We start from the raw sequence: 17,910 nt of genomic DNA, 5'->3' as shown, positions 1-17,910 counted from the left end.
AGAACTCCTAACGCTTGTGGCCAGTGTCGAGCTTGCGTTCCAGATGCATGGAATAGCGCGACATACCGAAACAGAAAATCCAGAACACCAGGGCCGCGAACACATAGCCTTCGGTGGCCATGCCCAACCATTTCGGGTCGGCGGCAGCTTGTTTGACGCTGTTGAGCAGGTCGAACAGGCCGATGATGATCACCAGGCTGGTGTCCTTGAACAGCGCAATGAAGGTGTTGACGATGCCAGGAATCACCAACTTCAGGGCTTGCGGCAGAATCACCAGCCCCATGCTGCGCCAGTAACCGAGGCCCATCGCTGCGGCTGCTTCGTACTGACCTTTGGGAATCGCTTGCAGACCGCCACGCACCACTTCGGCGACATAGGCCGACTGGAACAGGATCACGCCGATCAGCGCCCGCAGCAGTTTGTCGAAGTTCATGCCTTCAGGCAGGAACAACGGCAGCATCACCGAGGACATGAACAGCACCGTAATCAACGGCACGCCGCGCCAGAATTCGATGAAGGTCACGCAGACCACTCGAATCGCCGGCATGTTCGAACGACGGCCCAGCGCCAGCACGATCCCCAGCGGCAACGCACCGGCAATACCGACGGTGGCGATTACCAGGGTCAGCATCAGGCCGCCCCATTGGCTGGTCGCCACCTGGGTCAGGCCGAAAACGCCGCCATGCAACAGGCACCAGGCAATGATCGGGTACAGCACCAGGAAGCTCAGGCCGTATACCGCTTTACGCGGGAAGCGCGAGATGAACAACGGTGCCACGCCGATGACTGCCAGCCACACGGTCAGGTCTACGCGCCAACGCAGTGCCGGCGGGTAATAGCCGTACATGAACTGGCCGAAGCGCTGCTGGATGAACACCCAGCAGGCGCCTTCCTTGGTGCAGTCGGCCTGGGACGTGCCGACCCAGTTGGCGTCCAGGATCGCCCAATGCAGGATCGGCGGCACCACCAGGTAAATCAGGTAGAACGCGAACAGGGTCAACGCGGTGTTCAGCCAGCTGGAGAACATGTTCGCGCGCATCCACGCCATCGGCCCGAAGACTTTGCTCGGTGGTGGCATGTCGGGTTTGAAAGTATGAGTACTCATGCGCTTTTCCTTACCGCTCGATCAGCGCAATGCGCTTGTTGTACCAGTTCATCAGCAGGGAAATGCTGATACTGATCGCCAGGTACACGCTCATGGTGATGGCAATCACCTCGATCGCCTGCCCGGTCTGGTTCAGCACCGTACCGGCAAACAAGGACACCATTTCCGGATAACCGATACCGGCCGCCAGCGAGGAGTTCTTCGCCAGGTTCAGGTATTGGCTGGTCAGCGGTGGAATGATCACACGCATGGCTTGCGGGATGATCACCTTGCGCAGGGTCGGACCGTTGCGCAGGCCCAACGAGTGCGCCGCTTCGGTCTGGCCGTGGCTGACCGACTTGATACCCGAACGCACGATCTCGGCGATGAACGCCGCGGTGTACACGGTCAGGGCCAGGGTCAGCGCCAGCAGTTCCGGGATCAGCACCCAGCCACCAACGAAGTTGAAACCTTGCAGCTTCGGCATTTCCCAGTGCACTGGCGCGCCGAAGATCAATGCGCACAGCGCCGGGATCACCAGGAACAGCGCCAGGCCGACCCAGAATTTATGGAACGGTACGCCGGTCGCTTCGAAGCGTTTGGTCGCCCAGCGGCTCATCAGCACGATGGCGACAATGGCCACGACGATGCTGACCACAAACGGCCAGAAACCATCCGCCGTCAACGCTGCCGGCATGTTCAGGCCGCGGCTGCTGACGAAGAAGGTGTCGCCGAAGTTATGGCTGTTGCGTGGCCCTGGCATGGTCAGGAACACCGCGAAGTACCAGAACAGGATTTGCAGCAGCGGCGGAATGTTGCGGAAGACTTCCACATAAACAGTCGCCAGCTTGGCAATGATCCAGTTCTTCGACAGGCGTGAAACGCCGACGATGAAACCGAGGAGCGTCGCCAGGATGACCCCGATGAAGGTCACCAGCAGGGTATTGAGCAGGCCGATGACAAACACTCGGGCATAGCTGTCCGATTCGGTGTAGTCGATCAGGGTTTGAGCGATGCCGAAACCGGCACTGCGCTCCAGAAAGCTGAAGCCGGAAGTAATGCCCCGGTGTTGCAAGTTGGTCTGGGTGTTATCGAACAGATACCAGCCCATGGAGACCACCGCCACAATGGTGATGATCTGAAATAGCCACGCACGCACTTTGGGATCGCTGAGGCTGAGCCTCTGCTTTGGTGCGCCGATTGAATTTTGCATGAAGTGCCCCGGATGTAATGGAACAGAACATCACCCGGTGGTTGGCCCACCGGGTGATAGAACCATCAGCGCACTGGTGGTGCGTATTGAATGCCGCCAGCGTTCCACAAGGCGTTCAGCCCGCGGTCGATTTCCAGCGGAGTGCCTTTGCCGAGGTTTTTCTCGAACACTTCGCCATAGTTACCCACTTGCTTGACGATCTGGACGACCCAGTCCTTCTTCACTTTCAAGTCTTTGCCGTATTCACCGTCGGTACCCAGCATACGTGCGACGTCCGGATTCTTGGTGGACTTGGCTTCGGCTTCGACGTTCTTCGAAGTGACACCAGCCTCTTCAGCGTTGAGCATGGCGTAGCCTACCCAGCGAACAATGGCCAGCCACTCGTCGTCGCCGTTACGCACGACCGGGCCCAGCGGTTCCTTGGAAATGGTTTCCGGCAGAACCACGTAGTCCTTCGGCGAAGCCAGCTTGCTGCGCTGAGCGAACAGTTGGGACTTGTCCGAGGTCAGTACGTCGCAACGACCGGATTCCAGCGACTTGGCGCTTTCATCGGAGGTGTCGAAGGTGATCGGGGTGTATTTCAGACCGTTGCCGCGGAAGTAGTCGGAAACGTTCAGCTCAGTGGTGGTACCGGCCTGGATGCAGATGGTCGCACCGTCGAGCTCTTTGGCACTCTTGACGCCCAGCTTGCTATTTACCAGGAAGCCAATGCCGTCGTAGTAGGTGATGAAGCCTGGGAACTTCAGGCCCATGCCCGCGTCACGGGAGCTGGTCATGGTGGTGTTGCGCGACAGAATGTCAATTTCGCCGGACTGCAGCGCGGTGAAGCGCTCTTTGGCGTTCAACTGGCTGAACTTGACCTTGGTCGCATCGCCGAAAACGGCAGCGGCCACAGCGCGGCAGAAGTCAGCATCGATACCGATGATCTTGCCAGTGGAGTCCGGAACCGAGAAACCCGGCAGACCGTCACTGACACCGCACTGTACGAAACCTTTCTTCTGCACTGCATCCAGGGTTGCACCCGCCTGAGCGAACCCGCTGACACCGAGCACTGCAGCTGCAGTCACGATGGCCAGGGTGGATTTCAACATCTTCATTCAAACCTCCAGTTTTGCTCTTGTTGTGTCGGAGCGTGAGTCCAGTCGCACCCTTATGAGGCGTAGTCGACCCGTGTTGGCTTTTTTTGGGGTCAACCGACGTAAAGACCTTAGCTATGAGTCTAGTAAGAGAAAATCCACATCATGGACAACTCACTTCTCACCAATCGGCCGAACGGGCTGTAGCCCTTTCACGTTCGCGAAGCCCGTAGCGGCCACTGGCGAACATCCATCACCGGATTCTTTGCTATCCCGCTGCCAGCAGTACACTGATAGTGTTACCGCAAGGCGCGAGATGGGTTGCACCGCTTTCACATAGCAAAGCCCGTACCAGACCGCTTGCCGATGCGGTTAAGGGACAGGTCAATAGCAAAACTTGTAACCTTGCGACATCTTCTTAACGGATCAACCCGACGCGCACTCACATCACGCACTTAATGAGAGCGCACGCACAAAATTGGAGCAGCCATGACCGAGCCCTTGATTCTTCAACCCGTAAAGCCCGCAGACGCCTGCGTTATATGGCTGCACGGCCTGGGCGCCGACCGCTACGACTTTCTGCCGGTTGCCGAAGCCTTGCAGGAAACCCTGCTGACCACCCGCTTCGTTCTGCCCCAGGCACCGACCCGCGCCGTGACCATCAACGGCGGTTACGAGATGCCGAGCTGGTACGACATATTGGCCATGAGCCCGGCGCGCGCGATCAGTCGTGAGCAGCTGGAAACGTCGGCGCAGCGAGTCTTTGATTTGATTGAAGAGCAGCGCGCCAGCGGAATAGACGCCTCGCGTATCTTTCTGGCAGGTTTTTCCCAGGGTGGCGCCGTGGTCTTGCACACCGCTTTCCTGAAGTGGCAGGGGCCGCTGGGTGGCGTACTTGCCCTCTCGACTTACGCACCGACCTTCAGCGATGAAATGGAGCTTTCGGCCAGCCAGCAACGCATTCCCGTGCTGTCGTTGCATGGCCAGTACGATGACGTCGTTCAAAACTCGATGGGCCGCACCGCCTACGAGTTTTTAAAGCAGCATGGTGTCACCGTGACATGGCAGGAATACCCAATGGGCCACGAAGTGTTACCCGAAGAAATTCGCGACATCGGCGTCTGGCTGGCCGAGCGTTTACGCTAAAAGCTACCCATTGATCCATCCCACTACGCCGCGCCCGATTCTTGCATTACACTGGCCGGCGTATATTCCTTAACCAATTGATGAGATGACCGTGCTCAAAGCACTCAAGAAAATGTTCGGTAAAAGCGAGACTGAGCAGCTCGCGCCAGTTCCCAGCGCTCCGTCTCATATCCCCAGCCACCGCACCGACGGTAATCAGCCTGGCCGGACCGCAACCGTAGCGGCACCGAAACACGAGCCTGTGACCACACCGGCCGCCCCCCCTGTCGAGATTGTCGCCGCCGAGCCACCGCGCAGCGAATCGCCGAAACCGGCAAAACCGCGTCGCGAACCGAAACCGAAAGCGCCGGTCATTCCCTGGAAACTCGAAGACTTCGCCGTTGAACCCCAGGAAGGCAAAACCCGTTTCCACGATTTCAAACTCGCCCCGGAATTGATGCACGCCATCCAGGACCTGGGCTTCCCGTACTGCACGCCGATCCAGGCGCAAGTGCTGGGCTTCACCCTCGCGGGCAAAGACGCCATCGGTCGCGCCCAGACCGGCACCGGCAAAACCGCCGCGTTCCTGATTTCGATCATCACGCAACTGCTGGAAACCCCGCCACCCAAGGAACGCTACATGGGTGAACCGCGGGCGCTGATCATCGCGCCAACCCGCGAGCTGGTGGTGCAGATCGCCAAGGACGCCGCCGACCTGACCAAGTACACCGGCCTCAACGTCATGACGTTTGTCGGCGGCATGGACTTCGACAAGCAGCTCAAGCACCTCGAAGCCCGTCACTGCGACATCCTCGTGGCCACCCCGGGCCGCCTGCTCGACTTCAACCAGCGCGGTGACGTGCATCTGGACATGGTCGAAGTCATGGTGCTGGACGAAGCCGACCGCATGCTCGACATGGGTTTCATCCCGCAAGTGCGCCAGATCATTCGCCAGACGCCGCCGAAGAACGAACGTCAGACGCTGCTGTTCTCCGCAACCTTCACCGAAGACGTGATGAATCTCGCCAAGCAATGGACCACCGACCCGTCGATCGTCGAGATCGAATCGCAGAACGTGGCCAGCGAAAACGTCGAGCAACACATCTACGCCGTCGCCGGTGCCGACAAATACAAACTGCTCTACAACCTGGTCAACGACAACGGCTGGGAGCGGGTGATGGTGTTTGCCAACCGCAAGGATGAAGTGCGGCGCATTGAAGAGCGCCTGGTGCGTGACGGCGTCAACGCCGCGCAACTGTCCGGCGACGTGCCGCAGCACAAGCGCATCAAGACCCTGGAAGGTTTCCGCGAAGGCAAGATCCGCGTGCTGGTCGCCACTGATGTGGCCGGTCGCGGCATCCACATCGACGGCATCAGCCACGTGATCAACTTCACCCTGCCGGAAGTCCCGGACGACTACGTGCACCGCATCGGCCGTACCGGTCGTGCTGGCGCGGAGGGCGTGTCCATCAGCTTCGCCGGTGAAGATGACTCCTACCAGCTACCGTCCATCGAGGCATTGCTGGGTCGGAAAATCAGCTGTGAAACACCGCCGACGCATCTACTGCGGGCGGTTGAGCGCAAGCGCCCGTAACTCGGCCCTTGCTGAAAGAGGCGCAGCCGGAAACGGACTGCGCTTTTTTTTCGTCCCGATGTTGCTCGACACAACTAAAAGTCCATAATGGACAAATTAGTTTACTTTCAGCGCCCGGAGCCGACCATGTCCAGTACGCCTTATGTGATCACCCAACCCCAGGCCCGCGAACTGCTGGCGCAGGTCGACGTGCCGCAGATCCTGCGCAAGCTGTTTCGCGACCTGGCGGCCGGGCTAGCGGTGCAACCGGCGCAACAGCTGGTGGAGTTCCCTCAGGGTGCCGGCGACTTCATCAACTATCTGGGCGTGCTGGCTGAAGACGGCGTCTACGGGGTCAAGACTTCGCCGTACATCGTGCGCGAACAAGGTCCGCTGGTGACGGCCTGGACATTGTTGATGTCGATGCAGACCGGCCAACCGTTACTGCTGTGCGATGCCGGCGAACTGACCACCGCACGCACGGCCGCGACCACCGCCGTCGCCGTCGATGCCCTCGCTCCGCTGAAGGCGCAGCGCCTGGCGATTATCGGCAGCGGCAAGGTGGCTCAGGCGCATCTGCATTACGTTAAAGATCTGCGTGACTGGCAAAGCATCAGCCTCTATTCCCCGAGCCTGAGCGATAAGAACCCTGAAACGCTGGCACAGCTGAAACGCCTCGATCCACGCCTGACCATCGCCGACAGTCGCGAAGCGGCGATTGAAGATGCCGACGTGATCATGCTGTGCACCTCGTCCGCCGGCCCGGTGATCGATCCCTCGAACCTGAGCAAACCGGCGCTGATCACCTCCATCAGCACCAACGCCCCGCGCGCCCATGAAGTCCCGCCGCAGAGCCTCAATGACATGCAGGTGTTCTGCGACTATCGTCTGACTACCCCGGGCTCGGCGGGCGAAATGCTGATTGCGGGGGAACAACATGGCTGGGACAAGTGCTTGATTGTCGGCGACCTGCCTGATTTGCTCAGCGAAAAGGTCCCGCGTCCCGACTACGACCGTCATGTGTTCTTTCGTTCGATCGGCCTGGGCCTGGAAGACATCGCACTGGCCAATGCCATCTACCGCCTACAACCCTGACACCACAATCCCCTGTGGGAGCGAGCCTGCTCGCGATAGCGGTTAATCAGTCAACATTGGTATCGACTGATCCAACGCTATCGCGAGCAAGCTCGCTCCCACAGGGGACTTCCACAATTTCGGCATTTGCGCTCGACAGGAGACGTTCATGAGCCAGGCAGATTTCATCATCATCGGCGGCGGGATTGCCGGCGCTTCCACCGGTTTCTGGCTGTCGCAGCATGCTCGGGTGATTGTGCTCGAACGCGAATCCCATCCGGCTTATCACTCCACCGGACGCTCCGCTGCGCTCTACACCGCCGCGTATGGCACACCGCAGGTTCGCGCGCTGACCCAGGCCAGCCGCGAATTCTTCGACGCCCCGCCAGTCGGTTTCTGCGAACACCCGCTGCTGACCCCGCGTGGCGAGATGACCGTGGACTTCACCGGCGACCCGGCCGAGCTGAACAATCAATATCTGAGCGCCAAGGCCACGGTGGCGGAAATGCAACTGCTCAGTGCCGACGAAGCCTGCGCGCGCCTGCCGATCCTGCGCCGTGAAAAAGTCCATGGTGCGATCTACGACCCGACTGCCAGCGACATCGACACCGATGCCCTGCACCAGGGTTACTTGCGCGGTATCCGTCGCAATAAAGGCGAAGTCCACACCGACAGCGAAGTGCTGAGCCTGACCCGCAATGCAGAAGGCATGTGGCAGGTTCAAACCAACAACCAGACTTTCAGCGCACCGATCATCATCAACGCCGCAGGCGCGTGGGCCGACAAGATCGGCGAGCTGGCTGGCGCCAAGTCGTTGGGCCTGCAACCGAAGCGGCGCGCGGCGTTCATCTTCGCCGGCCCCGAGGGCGTGGACATCCACCATTGGCCGATGCTGGTCAGCCTCGACGAATCGTTCTACATGAAACCCGACGCCGGAATGTTCCTCGGCTCGCCAGCCAACGCCGACCCGGTGGAGCCGCACGACGTGCAGCCCGAAGAGCTGGACATCGCGATGGGCATCTACCAGATCGAAGAAGCCACCACGCTGACCATCCGCCGTCCGACCCGCACCTGGGCCGGTCTGCGCAGCTTCGTAACGGACGGAGACCTGATCTGCGGCTTCGATCAACATGTGCCAGGGCTGTTCTGGGTCGCGGCGCAAGGCGGCTACGGCATCCAGACATCACCTGCCATGGGCCAGGCCAGCGCAGCGCTGGTACGCGGTGAAGCCTTGCCCGAACAGCTCAGCCGTTTCGGCCTGGACGTCGAGATGCTCTCCCCTGCCCGCCTGGGTTGATTTTCGTCCTCAGGTGACGTGTCGACCCGATTGCGGCAAACTTCCAGCGCCCTTTTTGCAGGGCGCTGACGCTGCCTGGAGTTCCACCGTATGAACGCACCTGAAAAAGACCCGGCCATGGACAACTACCGGGCGATCGCCGATGCGATCGCTACGTTGTTCTTCCCTCATGCCGAGGTGGTGCTGCACGATCTGCGCACGCAAAAAATCGATTACATCGCCAACAATCTGTCCAAGCGGGAAGTGGGCGATGACGCGGCACTCGAGGACATGCTCAGCGACGATGTCAGCGAACGGAACATCGGGCCCTACGAAAAGCTCAATTGGGATGGCCAGAAGATTCGCAGCCTGAGCAGTGTCTTGCGCGACAGCGATGGCCACCCACTGGCGGTGCTGTGCATCAACCTGAACATTTCGCTGTTCGAAAATGCCAAGGCTGCGCTCGACCTGTTCCTGTCACCAAGCAAACTGATTCCGCAGCCGGACTCTCTGTTCCGTGATGACTGGCAGGAGCGCATCAATACCTTCCTGCACGCCTGGCTGCGCGAACGCCAGCTGAGCCTGAACCTGCTGACGCGCGACCACAAACGCGAACTGGTGCTGGCGTTGCACGCCGAAGGGGCCTTCAAGGGCAAAAGCGCTTCGAACTATGTGGCCAATGTGCTGAACATGGGGCGGGCGACTGTTTACAAGCATTTGAAGGAATTGAAGGGCTGAGCCCTGAAGTGTTTGTTGCCTGATCTGACGCCATCGCAGGAACGCCGCCCGGCGGCGTTCCTGCGATGCGGTTGATCAATCGCCGTAGATGTCAGCCTTGAAGTACTTCTCGGAAATCTTCTGATACTCGCCACTCGCACGAATGCCATCAATGGCAGTATTCAACTGGCTCACCAGCTCGGTGTTGCCCTTGCGCACCGCAATCCCGGCACCCTCGCCCACGTACTTCGGATCCTTCAACTCCGGCCCGACAAAGGCATAGCCCTTGCCACGCGGCATCGCCAGGAAGTCACTCAACGGGATGGTGTCGGCAAAAATGGCGTCGAGGCGACCGGCTGCCAGGTCCATGTAGATTTCTTCGTTGTTGCCGTAGCGCTTGACGTTGATGCCCTTCGGTTCAAACACCTCGGTGGCGTAACGGTCGGTGGTGGTGGCACGCTGCACACCGACGGTCTTGCCCTTGAGGCTGGCGTATTGGTCATCCACGGACGCGCCTTCCTTCATCACCAGACGCGATGAAGTGAAGTAATACTTGTGGGAGAAATCCACCGACTTCTTGCGGTCTTCGTTGATGGTCATGGACGACAGCGCCATGTCGATTTTTTTCACTTTCAGGGAAGGAATCAGACCGTCGAACTCGCCTTCGACCCACACGCACTTGACCTTCATTTGCGCACACAGGGCATTGCCGATGTCGTAGTCGAAACCGACGATCTCGCCCTTGTCGGTTTTCGACGCGAAGGGCGGATAAGCGGCTTCGATGCCGATGCGCAGGGTTTTTTCGGCGGCGAACAGCGTGCTGCACGCGAACAGGCTCAGCGCCAGACCGGTGATGAGGGGGAATTTCTTCATGTTCGTTCTCTCGCGGGTTGTTGTTGGTTTGGCAAGACAGAAGAAAGAGCTGGAAACGGGGAAACGCCTTTTTTGTACTTGTAATTCCATACTGGACTTTTATGTATTAGTCGTCAATTGGGGAGAATGGAGATGTGCCGGCCGGTGGTCGGGCGAGGGTCATTGGGATTTTTGGTGTTGCTGATGGCCTCTTCGCGGGCAAGCCTCGCTCCTACAGGTTTTGTGTTGTTCACAAAATGTGCGCACGACACAAAACCTGTAGGAGCGAGGCTTGCCCGCGAAGGCATACTGGCAGACACCGCAGGAATCACTGCTTCCAGCGATCCGCCGCCGCATGATCGCTGTCACGCCCTTCCACCCAACGCGGTCCGTCTCGGGTGTTTTCCTTCTTCCAGAACGGCGCACGGGTTTTCAGGTAGTCCATGACAAAGGCGCAGGCGTCGAAGGCCGCCTGGCGATGGGCGCTGGCGGCGCCGACGAAGACGATCGGTTCGCCCGGTTCAAGGGCGCCGATCCGGTGCAGCACTTCAAGCTTGAGCAGCGGCCAGCGCTGTTCAGCCTCCAGGGCGATTTTGCCGAGGGCTTTTTCGGTCATGCCCGGATAGTGCTCGAGAAACATCCCGGACACATCGAGCCCGTCATTGAAGTCGCGCACATAGCCGACAAAACTCACCACCGCCCCGACGCCGACATTGGCGGCGTGCATGGCATTGACTTCCGCACCCGGATCGAAGGCCGTGGACTGCACGCGAATCGCCATGTCAGCCCCCGGTCACGGTCGGAAAGAACGCCACTTCGTCACCGTCAGTCACCGGTTCGTCGAGCTGGCAGAGGTCCTCGTTGCGGGCGCACATCAAGTTCTGCTCGCTCAGCACCTCGGCACCGTCACGCTGAGCCAGCAATGCACGGACGTCGTCGACCGTGGCGAAATCGCCTTCAACCTTGATTGAGTCCACGCCAAGCGCTTCGCGGTAGCGGGCAAAAAACTTCACGGTGACGTTCATGGTTGATCTGCCTGGAAATGGCCGCTCTTGCCACCGAGTTTTTCCAGCAGCCGCACGCTTTCGATGGTCATGCCACGGTCCACGGCCTTGCACATGTCGTAGATCGTCAGCGCGGCGACACTGGCGGCGGTCAGGGCTTCCATCTCGACGCCGGTCTGCCCGGACAACTTGCAGCGCGCGACGATGCGCACGGTGTCATCGCCTTCGGCACTCAGCTCGACCTTGACGCCGGTGAGCATCAGCGGATGGCACAGGGGAATCAGATCGCTGGTCTTCTTCGCAGCCTGAATGCCGGCGATGCGCGCCACGGCGAACACATCACCCTTGGGGTGACCGCCGCTGACGATCATCTGCAGGGTTTCGGGGAGCATGCGCACCAGCGCTTGAGCGGTTGCCTCACGGAACGTCACGGCTTTTTCGGTGACGTCGACCATATTGGCGCGACCTTGGGAATCGAGATGAGTCAGCACAGGTTTACTCCTGATCAGGAGCGTCGATTGTAAACCTGTGGGTCAAATTTCCGCACGTTTGATTATTGGATGAATGGCCCTTGCAGGAGCGAGGCTTGCCCGCGAAGGCGGCGTGTCAGACAGATTGATGTTGAATGTGCGGTCGTCTTCGCGGGCAAGCCTCGCTCCTGCAAGGGGATTTGTGTTGGGCATAAAAAAACCGGGCGGCTTTTGGGGCCGCCCGGTTCTGGTGACGTAGTTACAAATGCGTTTCGGCGTATTCGGCCAGAATCGAACGTGGCACCCCTTGCAGGGTGATGTGTACACCGTTGGGAAAATCCTTGAAGCGTTCGGTCAGGTATGTCAATCCGGAGCTGGTCGCGGACAGATAAGGGGTGTCGATCTGCGCCAGGTTGCCCAGGCACACCACTTTGGAACCGGCGCCGGCACGGGTGATGATGGTTTTCATCTGGTGCGGTGTCAGGTTCTGGCATTCATCAATCAGGATCAGACTCTGCTGGAAGCTGCGGCCTCGAATGTAGTTGAGGGATTTGAACTGCAACGGCACTTTGCTGAGGATGTAATCGACGCTGCCATGGGTGTTTTCGTCATCCATGTGCAAGGCTTCAAGGTTGTCGGTGATGGCGCCCAGCCAAGGCTCCATTTTTTCCGCTTCGGTGCCGGGCAGGAAACCGATTTCCTGGTCCAGGCCCTGCACGCTGCGCGTCGCGATGATCCGGCGGTAGCGCTTGCTGACCATGGTCTGCTCGATCGCCGCCGCCAGGGCCAGGATGGTTTTACCGGAGCCGGCAGCACCCGACAGGTTGACCAGGTGGATGTCCGGGTCAAGCAAGGCGTATAGCGCCAGGCTCTGATAGATGTCACGGGGTTTAAGGCCCCACGCTTCCTGGTGCAGCAGCGGTTCCTGGTGCAGGTCAAGGATCAGCAGCCGGTCTTCCTCTATCTCCTTGATCCAGCCGACAAAGCCCTGTTCGTCAATGATGAACTCGTTAATGTGCACGGCCGGCAGGTTGTCGATCAATTGCACCTGATGCCAGGTGCGACCGTGATCCTGACGGGTTTCGACATTCCTCACCCGGTCCCAGAAGGAGCCGGTCATGTTGTGGTAACCGTTGGGCAGCAACGAAACGTCATCGACCAGTTGGTCGGTGCTGTAGTCCTCGGCCGCGATCCCGCACGCCCGGGCCTTGAGGCGCATGTTGATGTCTTTGGTGACCAGCACCACGGGCAGTTTCGGCTCGCGCGCGTGCAGGTCAATCAACTGGTTGATGATGATGTTGTCGTTCAGGTGTTCGGGAAGAATGATGTTCGGTTCGGCACGCTTGCTCATCAGAATTGACAGCAAACCCTTGGGCCCACTCTTGCCGCGCTGGATCGGCACACCGAGCTCGACGTCTTCGGGGCTGGCATCGCCCAGGGTCTTGTCGATCAGGCGAATCGCCTGACGGCATTCTGCGGCCACGCTGTGATGCCCGCTCTTGAGCTTGTCCAGCTCCTCAAGCACGGTCATCGGGATGGCAACGTGGTGTTCTTCGAAATTAAGCAGGGCGTTTGGATCGTGAATCAATACGTTGGTATCGAGTACATAAAGGATTGGCTGGTTGGAGGAAGAACTACGTCCGTGATCATCCATACTCGGTCACCTTTGTGGGAGCCATTCGACGCAATACCGTGACAGTGCTGCGCCTCGAAGTGGCCACCGAATTCACCTGCGAGGATTCAAGTGAACTGCGAACAAGTAGGGTCTTGGAAGACGCCACCTGTGTTGCAGGTTTCGGCGGTCTGTCTTCGTAATACTCCAAAACCCATGACAGAAAAAAGTACTTTGACGTTTTTTTGAAGTTTATTTTTCAGAGTGACCAATAGCACTAGGCGGATGGCCATCACCCCGTTAAAGTCGGAAGTCCGCCTGCATCGAAATCTGCTCGAAAATCACCCCGCCGCGCCCTCCTCCCCAATGATTCCGGGCTTTTTACGGTTTCAGCGAAACGCGTCCTGACAGTCCTCCCAACCGATCCCGCTTTGCGCCGTTTGCGTGATGAGCCAGGGCATCGCCGTTTTGACGGCATCCTGCTTCACATTGAAGTTGATCACCCCATGTCGCCATAGCAGCATCAGCGTCAACACGCGCTGGGCGCTCGGGTTGCCCTTGAGCTTGCCGGCGCCATCCTGGGCATCGATATCCCACAGTGCCACCTGCAAACCCTGAGCCTTGAAGAAGCCTTCGGCGTCAGAACGACGCTGGCCATCGGGCGGACGGAACAGCGGCACGTAATTCTCCGGCAGTTTGCTTTTGACCAGCTCGACGCTGCGGCGCACCGAGTCCTGCCAGTCCTGCCAGTGGCTGTGGGAGCGAAACTCCCAGCCTTGCACGCCAATGCACTGCGTTGAATAGGTCGCTTGCAGACTGGCCACCGAGCGCTCGGCCAGACGCGCCTGAATGTCTTTGCCCAGGACGAAGAAGGTGCCGCTCATGTTCGACTTGCGCAGGTACTCGGTGACCCAGCCGGTGTTGTCCGGCGTGATATTGGCGGCGCTGTCGAACGTCAGCAAAAACAGCCGGTCATGCATCTCTTCGCCGTTGCGCTCATAGTCACCAAAACGATCGACTTCGCTGCTGCTCTGCGGAAACAGGGCCGCCTTGCGCAGTTGCTCGTCCAGATACTGGGCGTGGAACAACCGGCTCGGCTCCGACCACTTGATGTAATAGCTGTCGTCGCTGACCTGAAACTTGGCCGCTTGCTGGCGCAGGGTGTCCATGTCCTCGACGAGGAAACAGAAGGAGGCATCCTGATCGCAGCTCTGCTGGGCGAAGTTGTAGTTGGTCAGCAGTCGCAGCCACAGGCGCTGGCGCAGGTTGTTGACGGCCTCCAGATTAATCTTGCGCAGGCCCAGACGCTGGGCCAGGCTCGCTTCATCCAGCGACTCGCTCGCCAGCAGCACCCGCGAAAACATGAGGATTTCGGCGCGTGATGCCACGTCGAACAGCGTCGGGCTGCTGAGCTTTTCCGGCCAGGTGCTGCGATCAAGCGTCGCCACATCGCCCGGCGCCGCCATGGCACCAAAGCTCAATAGCCAGGCCGATAATAGAAAAACGATACGCAATGGGATGTCTCCATAACAAAACCCGCGCGGCACTATAGCTGATCCTGCCCATATTCCCGCAGCCGCACTGACCCCCGTAGGAGCGAGGCTTGCCCGCGAAGGCGGTGTTTCAGTTGGCATCACCGGTAACTGGCACACCGCCTTCGCGGGCAAGCCTTGCTCCTGCAGGGTTTGTGCAACACCACCGATCACCTATGGACTTGATAGCTGGAGTCAACCGGTCCAACCCCCTAGAATCGCCCCCACGATTAAAGGAGACGACTTCATGCTGATGGTGATTTCCCCCGCCAAGACCCTCGACTACGAAACACCGCCGGCGACCCAGCGCTTCACCCAGCCGCAATACCTGGACCACTCCCAGGAACTGATCATGCAACTGCGCGACCTGACGCCCGCGCAGATCAGTGAGTTGATGCACGTCTCCGACAAGATCGGCGGCCTCAACGCCGCGCGTTTCGGCAGCTGGACGCCAGCGTTCACACCGGAAAACGCCAAGCAGGCATTGCTCGCCTTCAAGGGTGACGTTTACACCGGCCTCAACGCACAAACTTTCAGCGAAGCCGATTTCGATTACGCGCAACAGCACTTGCGCATGCTCTCAGGCCTGTACGGCCTGCTGCGTCCTCTGGACCTGATGCAACCGTATCGTCTGGAGATGGGCACCAAACTGGCGAATGCCCGTGGCAAGGACCTGTACGCGTTCTGGGGCACCCGGATCAGCGAATGGCTGAACGAAGCCCTGGCCGATCAGGGCGACGACGTGTTGTTGAACCTGGCCTCCAACGAGTACTTCTCGGCGGTCAAACGCAGTGCCCTTAACGCACGCATTATTAATACCGACTTCAAGGACCTTAAGAACGGCCAATACAAGATCATCAGCTTCTACGCGAAAAAAGCGCGCGGAATGATGAGTCGTTTTGTCATTGAAGAGCGCGTCAACGACCCGGCAGACCTCAAAAACTTTGACGTTCAAGGCTATCGCTACAGCGCCGAACAGTCTAAACCGGACCATCTGGTGTTCCTGCGCGATCACGCGCCAGAGTAAGCACCTGACCGGCGCACGACGGCAAAAAATCGTCGTGCGTCGACGTCTGATCGTCCAACAATTCCCCGCCTTGTTCGCCGACTTATTGGCGCCAGAAATCCATCGCCTGATTTTCTAACTTTAGTTTCACTCGACTTTGATGTTTTTTTTCAGTAGTGGCACTGAAATTTTTTATCAGTAGTGGCACAAAACTATCTGACTCGATAATAAGCCTATATATAAAGGGCCAAACGGCAAGTGCTATCAATCTGAGAGCAGTGCCATCTTTCCCAATATTTCAAGAAATTTCAGAATCGGCGATGGGCGGGCCGGAACTATGTCCAAATGCGTAGCTCATACCACCGGTAACGATTTTCTCGATGCATGTACGAGATAACTTACGCAGAGAAGAGCGTCACATAGCGAAGTTGTCACATTAACTTCTGCAGACCGGACCTCTAATTTGGGCAACACATACAGGACAGGAGATACGCTTATCAATATCCCCTTCAAGGCCAAGGCTGCGCCCCTATAAACGTGCTCACCTGAGCACCCAACCGCTTGATTTACGGGCTTATTGCCTGGCATTGAGCGCGCAAGACCTTTGCACACGGTCCTCTGATTAGAAGATCGGCTGCATAACAGGGCATATCAGAATAATAAGGCCTAGTTGCGCACATCTTGAGTGCACTTATTTAGACACTCGGAACTTTGTATGCCTGCACGCGGCACTGCGGCGCCCGTAAGGCCGCACTTGCGAGTGCACTATAACGATGAACACCATTAACTCCGGCCATGTAATGGCTTGATAAACACAGAGGTAATTGCGATGCGCATCAGCATATTTGGTTTGGGTTACGTCGGCGCAGTATGTGCCGGTTGCCTGTCTGCACGGGGCCATGACGTCGTTGGCGTCGATGTTGCCAAAGACAAAATCGATATGATCAACGCCGGCCGTTCGCCGATCGTTGAACCGGGTCTGGGCGAACTGCTGAAGAAGGGTATCGAGACGGGCAAATTGCGCGGCACGACCAACTTCGCCGAAGCGATTCGCGACACCGACCTGTCGATGATCTGCGTCGGTACGCCGAGCAAGAAGAACGGCGACCTGGAACTGAACTACATCGAAGCGGTATGCCGCGAGATCGGTTTTGTCCTGCGTGACAAGACCACCCGCCACACCATCGTGGTTCGCAGCACCGTGCTGCCGGGCACTGTCGCAAACGTTGTCATCCCGATCCTCGAAGACTGCTCCGGCAAGAAAGCCGGTGTCGACTTCGGCGTTGCAGTGAACCCTGAGTTCCTGCGTGAAAGCACCGCGATCGCCGATTACGACCTGCCGCCAATGACCGTCATCGGCGAGTTCGACAAGGCCTCGGGCGACGTTCTGCAATCGCTGTACGAAGAGCTCGACGCACCGATCATCCGCAAGGACATCGCTGTCGCCGAGATGATCAAGTACACCTGCAACGTGTGGCACGCCACCAAGGTGACCTTCGCCAATGAGATCGGCAACATCGCCAAGGCTGTCGGCGTCGATGGCCGTGAAGTGATGGAGGTGGTCTGCCAGGACAAGACGCTGAACCTGTCCCAGTACTACATGCGTCCTGGCTTCGCGTTCGGCGGCTCTTGCCTGCCGAAGGACGTTCGCGCCCTGACCTACCGCGCCGGCTCGCTGGACGTGGAAGCACCGCTGCTGAACTCGCTGATGCGCAGTAACGAGTCCCAGGTGCAGAACGCCTTCGACATCGTTTCCAGCCACGACAAACGCAAAGTCGCCCTGCTGGGCCTGAGCTTCAAGGCCGGCACCGATGACCTGCGCGAAAGCCCGCTGGTAGATCTGGCGGAAATGCTGATCGGCAAGGGCTACGACCTGAGCATCTACGACAGCAACGTCGAATACGCCCGTGTCCACGGCGCGAACAAGGATTACATCGAGTCGAAGATCCCTCACGTCTCGTCCTTGCTCAACGCTGACTTTGACGACGTGATCGCCAACTCCGACGTGATCATCCTCGGCAACCGTGACGAGAAATTCCGCGCCCTGGCGCAGAACGCTCCACACGGCAAGCAAGTCGTCGACCTGGTTGGCTTCATGTCCAAAGCCACCAGCGTCAGCGGTCGTACCGAAGGCATCTGCTGGTAACAAGCCGTTCCCTGTAGGAGCCAGGCTTGCCGGCGAACCAGACGACTTGATGTGTCAGGTACACCGCCTCGCTCCTGTAGGAGCCAGGCTTGCCGGCGAACCAGACGACTTGATGTGTCAGGTACACCGCCTCGCTCCTGTAGGAGCCAG

Annotated in this window: 17 protein-coding genes; 7 read left to right on the top strand and 10 right to left on the bottom strand. The window is 58.8% G+C overall.

Annotation, left to right across the window (positions count from 1 at the left end; all coding sequences use genetic code 11):
• Positions 1–7: 7 nt before the first annotated feature.
• From AC1ROI_RS10910 to AC1ROI_RS10900, 3 genes are all read right to left on the bottom strand, one after another.
• Positions 8–1,105: an amino acid ABC transporter permease gene (locus tag AC1ROI_RS10910; RefSeq protein ID WP_010463091.1), complete on the bottom strand. Its 1,098-nt coding sequence runs from the start codon at positions 1,103–1,105 to the stop codon at positions 8–10.
• A gap of 10 nt (positions 1,106–1,115) precedes the next feature.
• Positions 1,116–2,297: an amino acid ABC transporter permease gene (locus AC1ROI_RS10905; protein ID WP_010463092.1), complete on the bottom strand. Its 1,182-nt coding sequence runs from the start codon at positions 2,295–2,297 to the stop codon at positions 1,116–1,118.
• 65 nt (positions 2,298–2,362) lie between these two features.
• Positions 2,363–3,394 carry an amino acid ABC transporter substrate-binding protein gene (locus tag AC1ROI_RS10900; RefSeq protein ID WP_010463093.1) on the bottom strand — a complete coding sequence of 344 codons (1,032 nt, stop codon included), beginning with the start codon at positions 3,392–3,394 and terminating at the stop codon, positions 2,363–2,365.
• A 468-nt stretch (positions 3,395–3,862) separates the two neighbouring features.
• Between AC1ROI_RS10900 and AC1ROI_RS10895 the strand changes: the two genes are divergently transcribed.
• The 5 genes from AC1ROI_RS10895 to AC1ROI_RS10875 all read left to right on the top strand — a co-directional run bounded on the left by AC1ROI_RS10895 (position 3,863) and on the right by AC1ROI_RS10875 (position 9,159).
• Positions 3,863–4,519, top strand: a complete 657-nt coding sequence (locus AC1ROI_RS10895) for an alpha/beta hydrolase (RefSeq protein ID WP_010463094.1) — start codon at positions 3,863–3,865, stop codon at positions 4,517–4,519.
• Positions 4,520–4,604: 85 nt separating this feature from the next.
• Positions 4,605–6,092 carry an ATP-dependent RNA helicase RhlB gene (gene rhlB, locus AC1ROI_RS10890; protein WP_042932351.1) on the top strand — a complete coding sequence of 496 codons (1,488 nt, stop codon included), beginning with the start codon at positions 4,605–4,607 and terminating at the stop codon, positions 6,090–6,092.
• A gap of 126 nt (positions 6,093–6,218) precedes the next feature.
• Entirely contained in the window at positions 6,219–7,166 is a 948-nt protein-coding gene (locus tag AC1ROI_RS10885; RefSeq protein WP_172962135.1) for an ornithine cyclodeaminase family protein, read from the top strand.
• 148 nt (positions 7,167–7,314) lie between these two features.
• Entirely contained in the window at positions 7,315–8,442 is a 1,128-nt protein-coding gene (locus tag AC1ROI_RS10880; RefSeq protein WP_102593962.1) for an NAD(P)/FAD-dependent oxidoreductase, read from the top strand.
• A gap of 90 nt (positions 8,443–8,532) precedes the next feature.
• Positions 8,533–9,159 (top strand): helix-turn-helix transcriptional regulator, encoded by a 627-nt coding sequence (locus AC1ROI_RS10875; RefSeq protein WP_010463098.1) that lies wholly within the window; start codon positions 8,533–8,535, stop codon positions 9,157–9,159.
• Positions 9,160–9,234: 75 nt separating this feature from the next.
• On the opposite strand, the gene AC1ROI_RS10870 is transcribed toward AC1ROI_RS10875, so the two are convergent.
• The 6 genes from AC1ROI_RS10870 to AC1ROI_RS10845 form a co-directional block, all read right to left on the bottom strand.
• Positions 9,235–10,011, bottom strand: coding sequence for an ABC transporter substrate-binding protein (locus AC1ROI_RS10870; protein WP_010463099.1), 777 nt, complete (start codon positions 10,009–10,011; stop codon positions 9,235–9,237).
• Positions 10,012–10,318: 307 nt separating this feature from the next.
• The gene (gene moaE, locus AC1ROI_RS10865) at positions 10,319–10,771 is read right to left on the bottom strand and encodes a molybdopterin synthase catalytic subunit MoaE (protein ID WP_102593963.1); all 453 of its coding nucleotides are present in this window, start codon (positions 10,769–10,771) and stop codon (positions 10,319–10,321) included.
• 1 nt (position 10,772) lies between these two features.
• Entirely contained in the window at positions 10,773–11,015 is a 243-nt protein-coding gene (gene moaD / locus AC1ROI_RS10860; RefSeq protein ID WP_010463101.1) for a molybdopterin converting factor subunit 1, read from the bottom strand.
• A complete protein-coding gene (gene moaC, locus AC1ROI_RS10855) occupies positions 11,012–11,485 on the bottom strand; it encodes a cyclic pyranopterin monophosphate synthase MoaC (protein ID WP_059406245.1) in 474 nt (157 codons plus the stop codon). Before moaC ends, moaD begins: the two co-directional genes overlap by 4 nt.
• A gap of 238 nt (positions 11,486–11,723) precedes the next feature.
• Positions 11,724–13,118: a PhoH family protein gene (locus tag AC1ROI_RS10850; RefSeq protein WP_010463104.1), complete on the bottom strand. Its 1,395-nt coding sequence runs from the start codon at positions 13,116–13,118 to the stop codon at positions 11,724–11,726.
• A 347-nt stretch (positions 13,119–13,465) separates the two neighbouring features.
• A complete protein-coding gene (locus tag AC1ROI_RS10845; protein WP_102595390.1) occupies positions 13,466–14,590 on the bottom strand; it encodes a polysaccharide deacetylase family protein in 1,125 nt (374 codons plus the stop codon).
• Between the two features lie 265 nt (positions 14,591–14,855).
• Between AC1ROI_RS10845 and yaaA the strand changes: the two genes are divergently transcribed.
• Positions 14,856–15,635: a peroxide stress protein YaaA gene (gene yaaA / locus AC1ROI_RS10840; protein WP_010463107.1), complete on the top strand. Its 780-nt coding sequence runs from the start codon at positions 14,856–14,858 to the stop codon at positions 15,633–15,635.
• Positions 15,636–16,443: 808 nt separating this feature from the next.
• The gene (locus AC1ROI_RS10835; protein ID WP_010463110.1) at positions 16,444–17,760 is read left to right on the top strand and encodes a nucleotide sugar dehydrogenase; all 1,317 of its coding nucleotides are present in this window, start codon (positions 16,444–16,446) and stop codon (positions 17,758–17,760) included.
• Here the strand turns inward: AC1ROI_RS10835 and AC1ROI_RS10830 are convergent.
• The coding region (locus tag AC1ROI_RS10830) for a hypothetical protein (RefSeq protein ID WP_492573978.1) at positions 17,729–17,910 on the bottom strand (182 nt) is incomplete at its 5' end. The two genes, AC1ROI_RS10835 and AC1ROI_RS10830, sit on opposite strands and share 32 nt — an antisense overlap.

The sequence above is a fragment of the Pseudomonas sp. GW823-FHT02C02 genome (genome assembly GCF_058797635.1).
Note: the sequence above shows the minus strand (reverse complement) of the source record. Positions and strands in the feature narration are given on the sequence as shown.

Coding starts and splice junctions, on each gene's coding strand:
- AC1ROI_RS10910 (WP_010463091.1), bottom strand. CDS start 1,105: ATGAGTACTCATACTTTCAAACCCGACATGCCACCACCGAGCAAAGTC.
- AC1ROI_RS10905 (WP_010463092.1), bottom strand. CDS start 2,297: ATGCAAAATTCAATCGGCGCACCAAAGCAGAGGCTCAGCCTCAGCGAT.
- AC1ROI_RS10900 (WP_010463093.1), bottom strand. CDS start 3,394: ATGAAGATGTTGAAATCCACCCTGGCCATCGTGACTGCAGCTGCAGTG.
- AC1ROI_RS10895 (WP_010463094.1), top strand. CDS start 3,863: ATGACCGAGCCCTTGATTCTTCAACCCGTAAAGCCCGCAGACGCCTGC.
- rhlB (WP_042932351.1), top strand. CDS start 4,605: ATGACCGTGCTCAAAGCACTCAAGAAAATGTTCGGTAAAAGCGAGACT.
- AC1ROI_RS10885 (WP_172962135.1), top strand. CDS start 6,219: ATGTCCAGTACGCCTTATGTGATCACCCAACCCCAGGCCCGCGAACTG.
- AC1ROI_RS10880 (WP_102593962.1), top strand. CDS start 7,315: ATGAGCCAGGCAGATTTCATCATCATCGGCGGCGGGATTGCCGGCGCT.
- AC1ROI_RS10875 (WP_010463098.1), top strand. CDS start 8,533: ATGAACGCACCTGAAAAAGACCCGGCCATGGACAACTACCGGGCGATC.
- AC1ROI_RS10870 (WP_010463099.1), bottom strand. CDS start 10,011: ATGAAGAAATTCCCCCTCATCACCGGTCTGGCGCTGAGCCTGTTCGCG.
- moaE (WP_102593963.1), bottom strand. CDS start 10,771: ATGGCGATTCGCGTGCAGTCCACGGCCTTCGATCCGGGTGCGGAAGTC.
- moaD (WP_010463101.1), bottom strand. CDS start 11,015: ATGAACGTCACCGTGAAGTTTTTTGCCCGCTACCGCGAAGCGCTTGGC.
- AC1ROI_RS10850 (WP_010463104.1), bottom strand. CDS start 13,118: ATGGATGATCACGGACGTAGTTCTTCCTCCAACCAGCCAATCCTTTAT.
- yaaA (WP_010463107.1), top strand. CDS start 14,856: ATGCTGATGGTGATTTCCCCCGCCAAGACCCTCGACTACGAAACACCG.
- AC1ROI_RS10835 (WP_010463110.1), top strand. CDS start 16,444: ATGCGCATCAGCATATTTGGTTTGGGTTACGTCGGCGCAGTATGTGCC.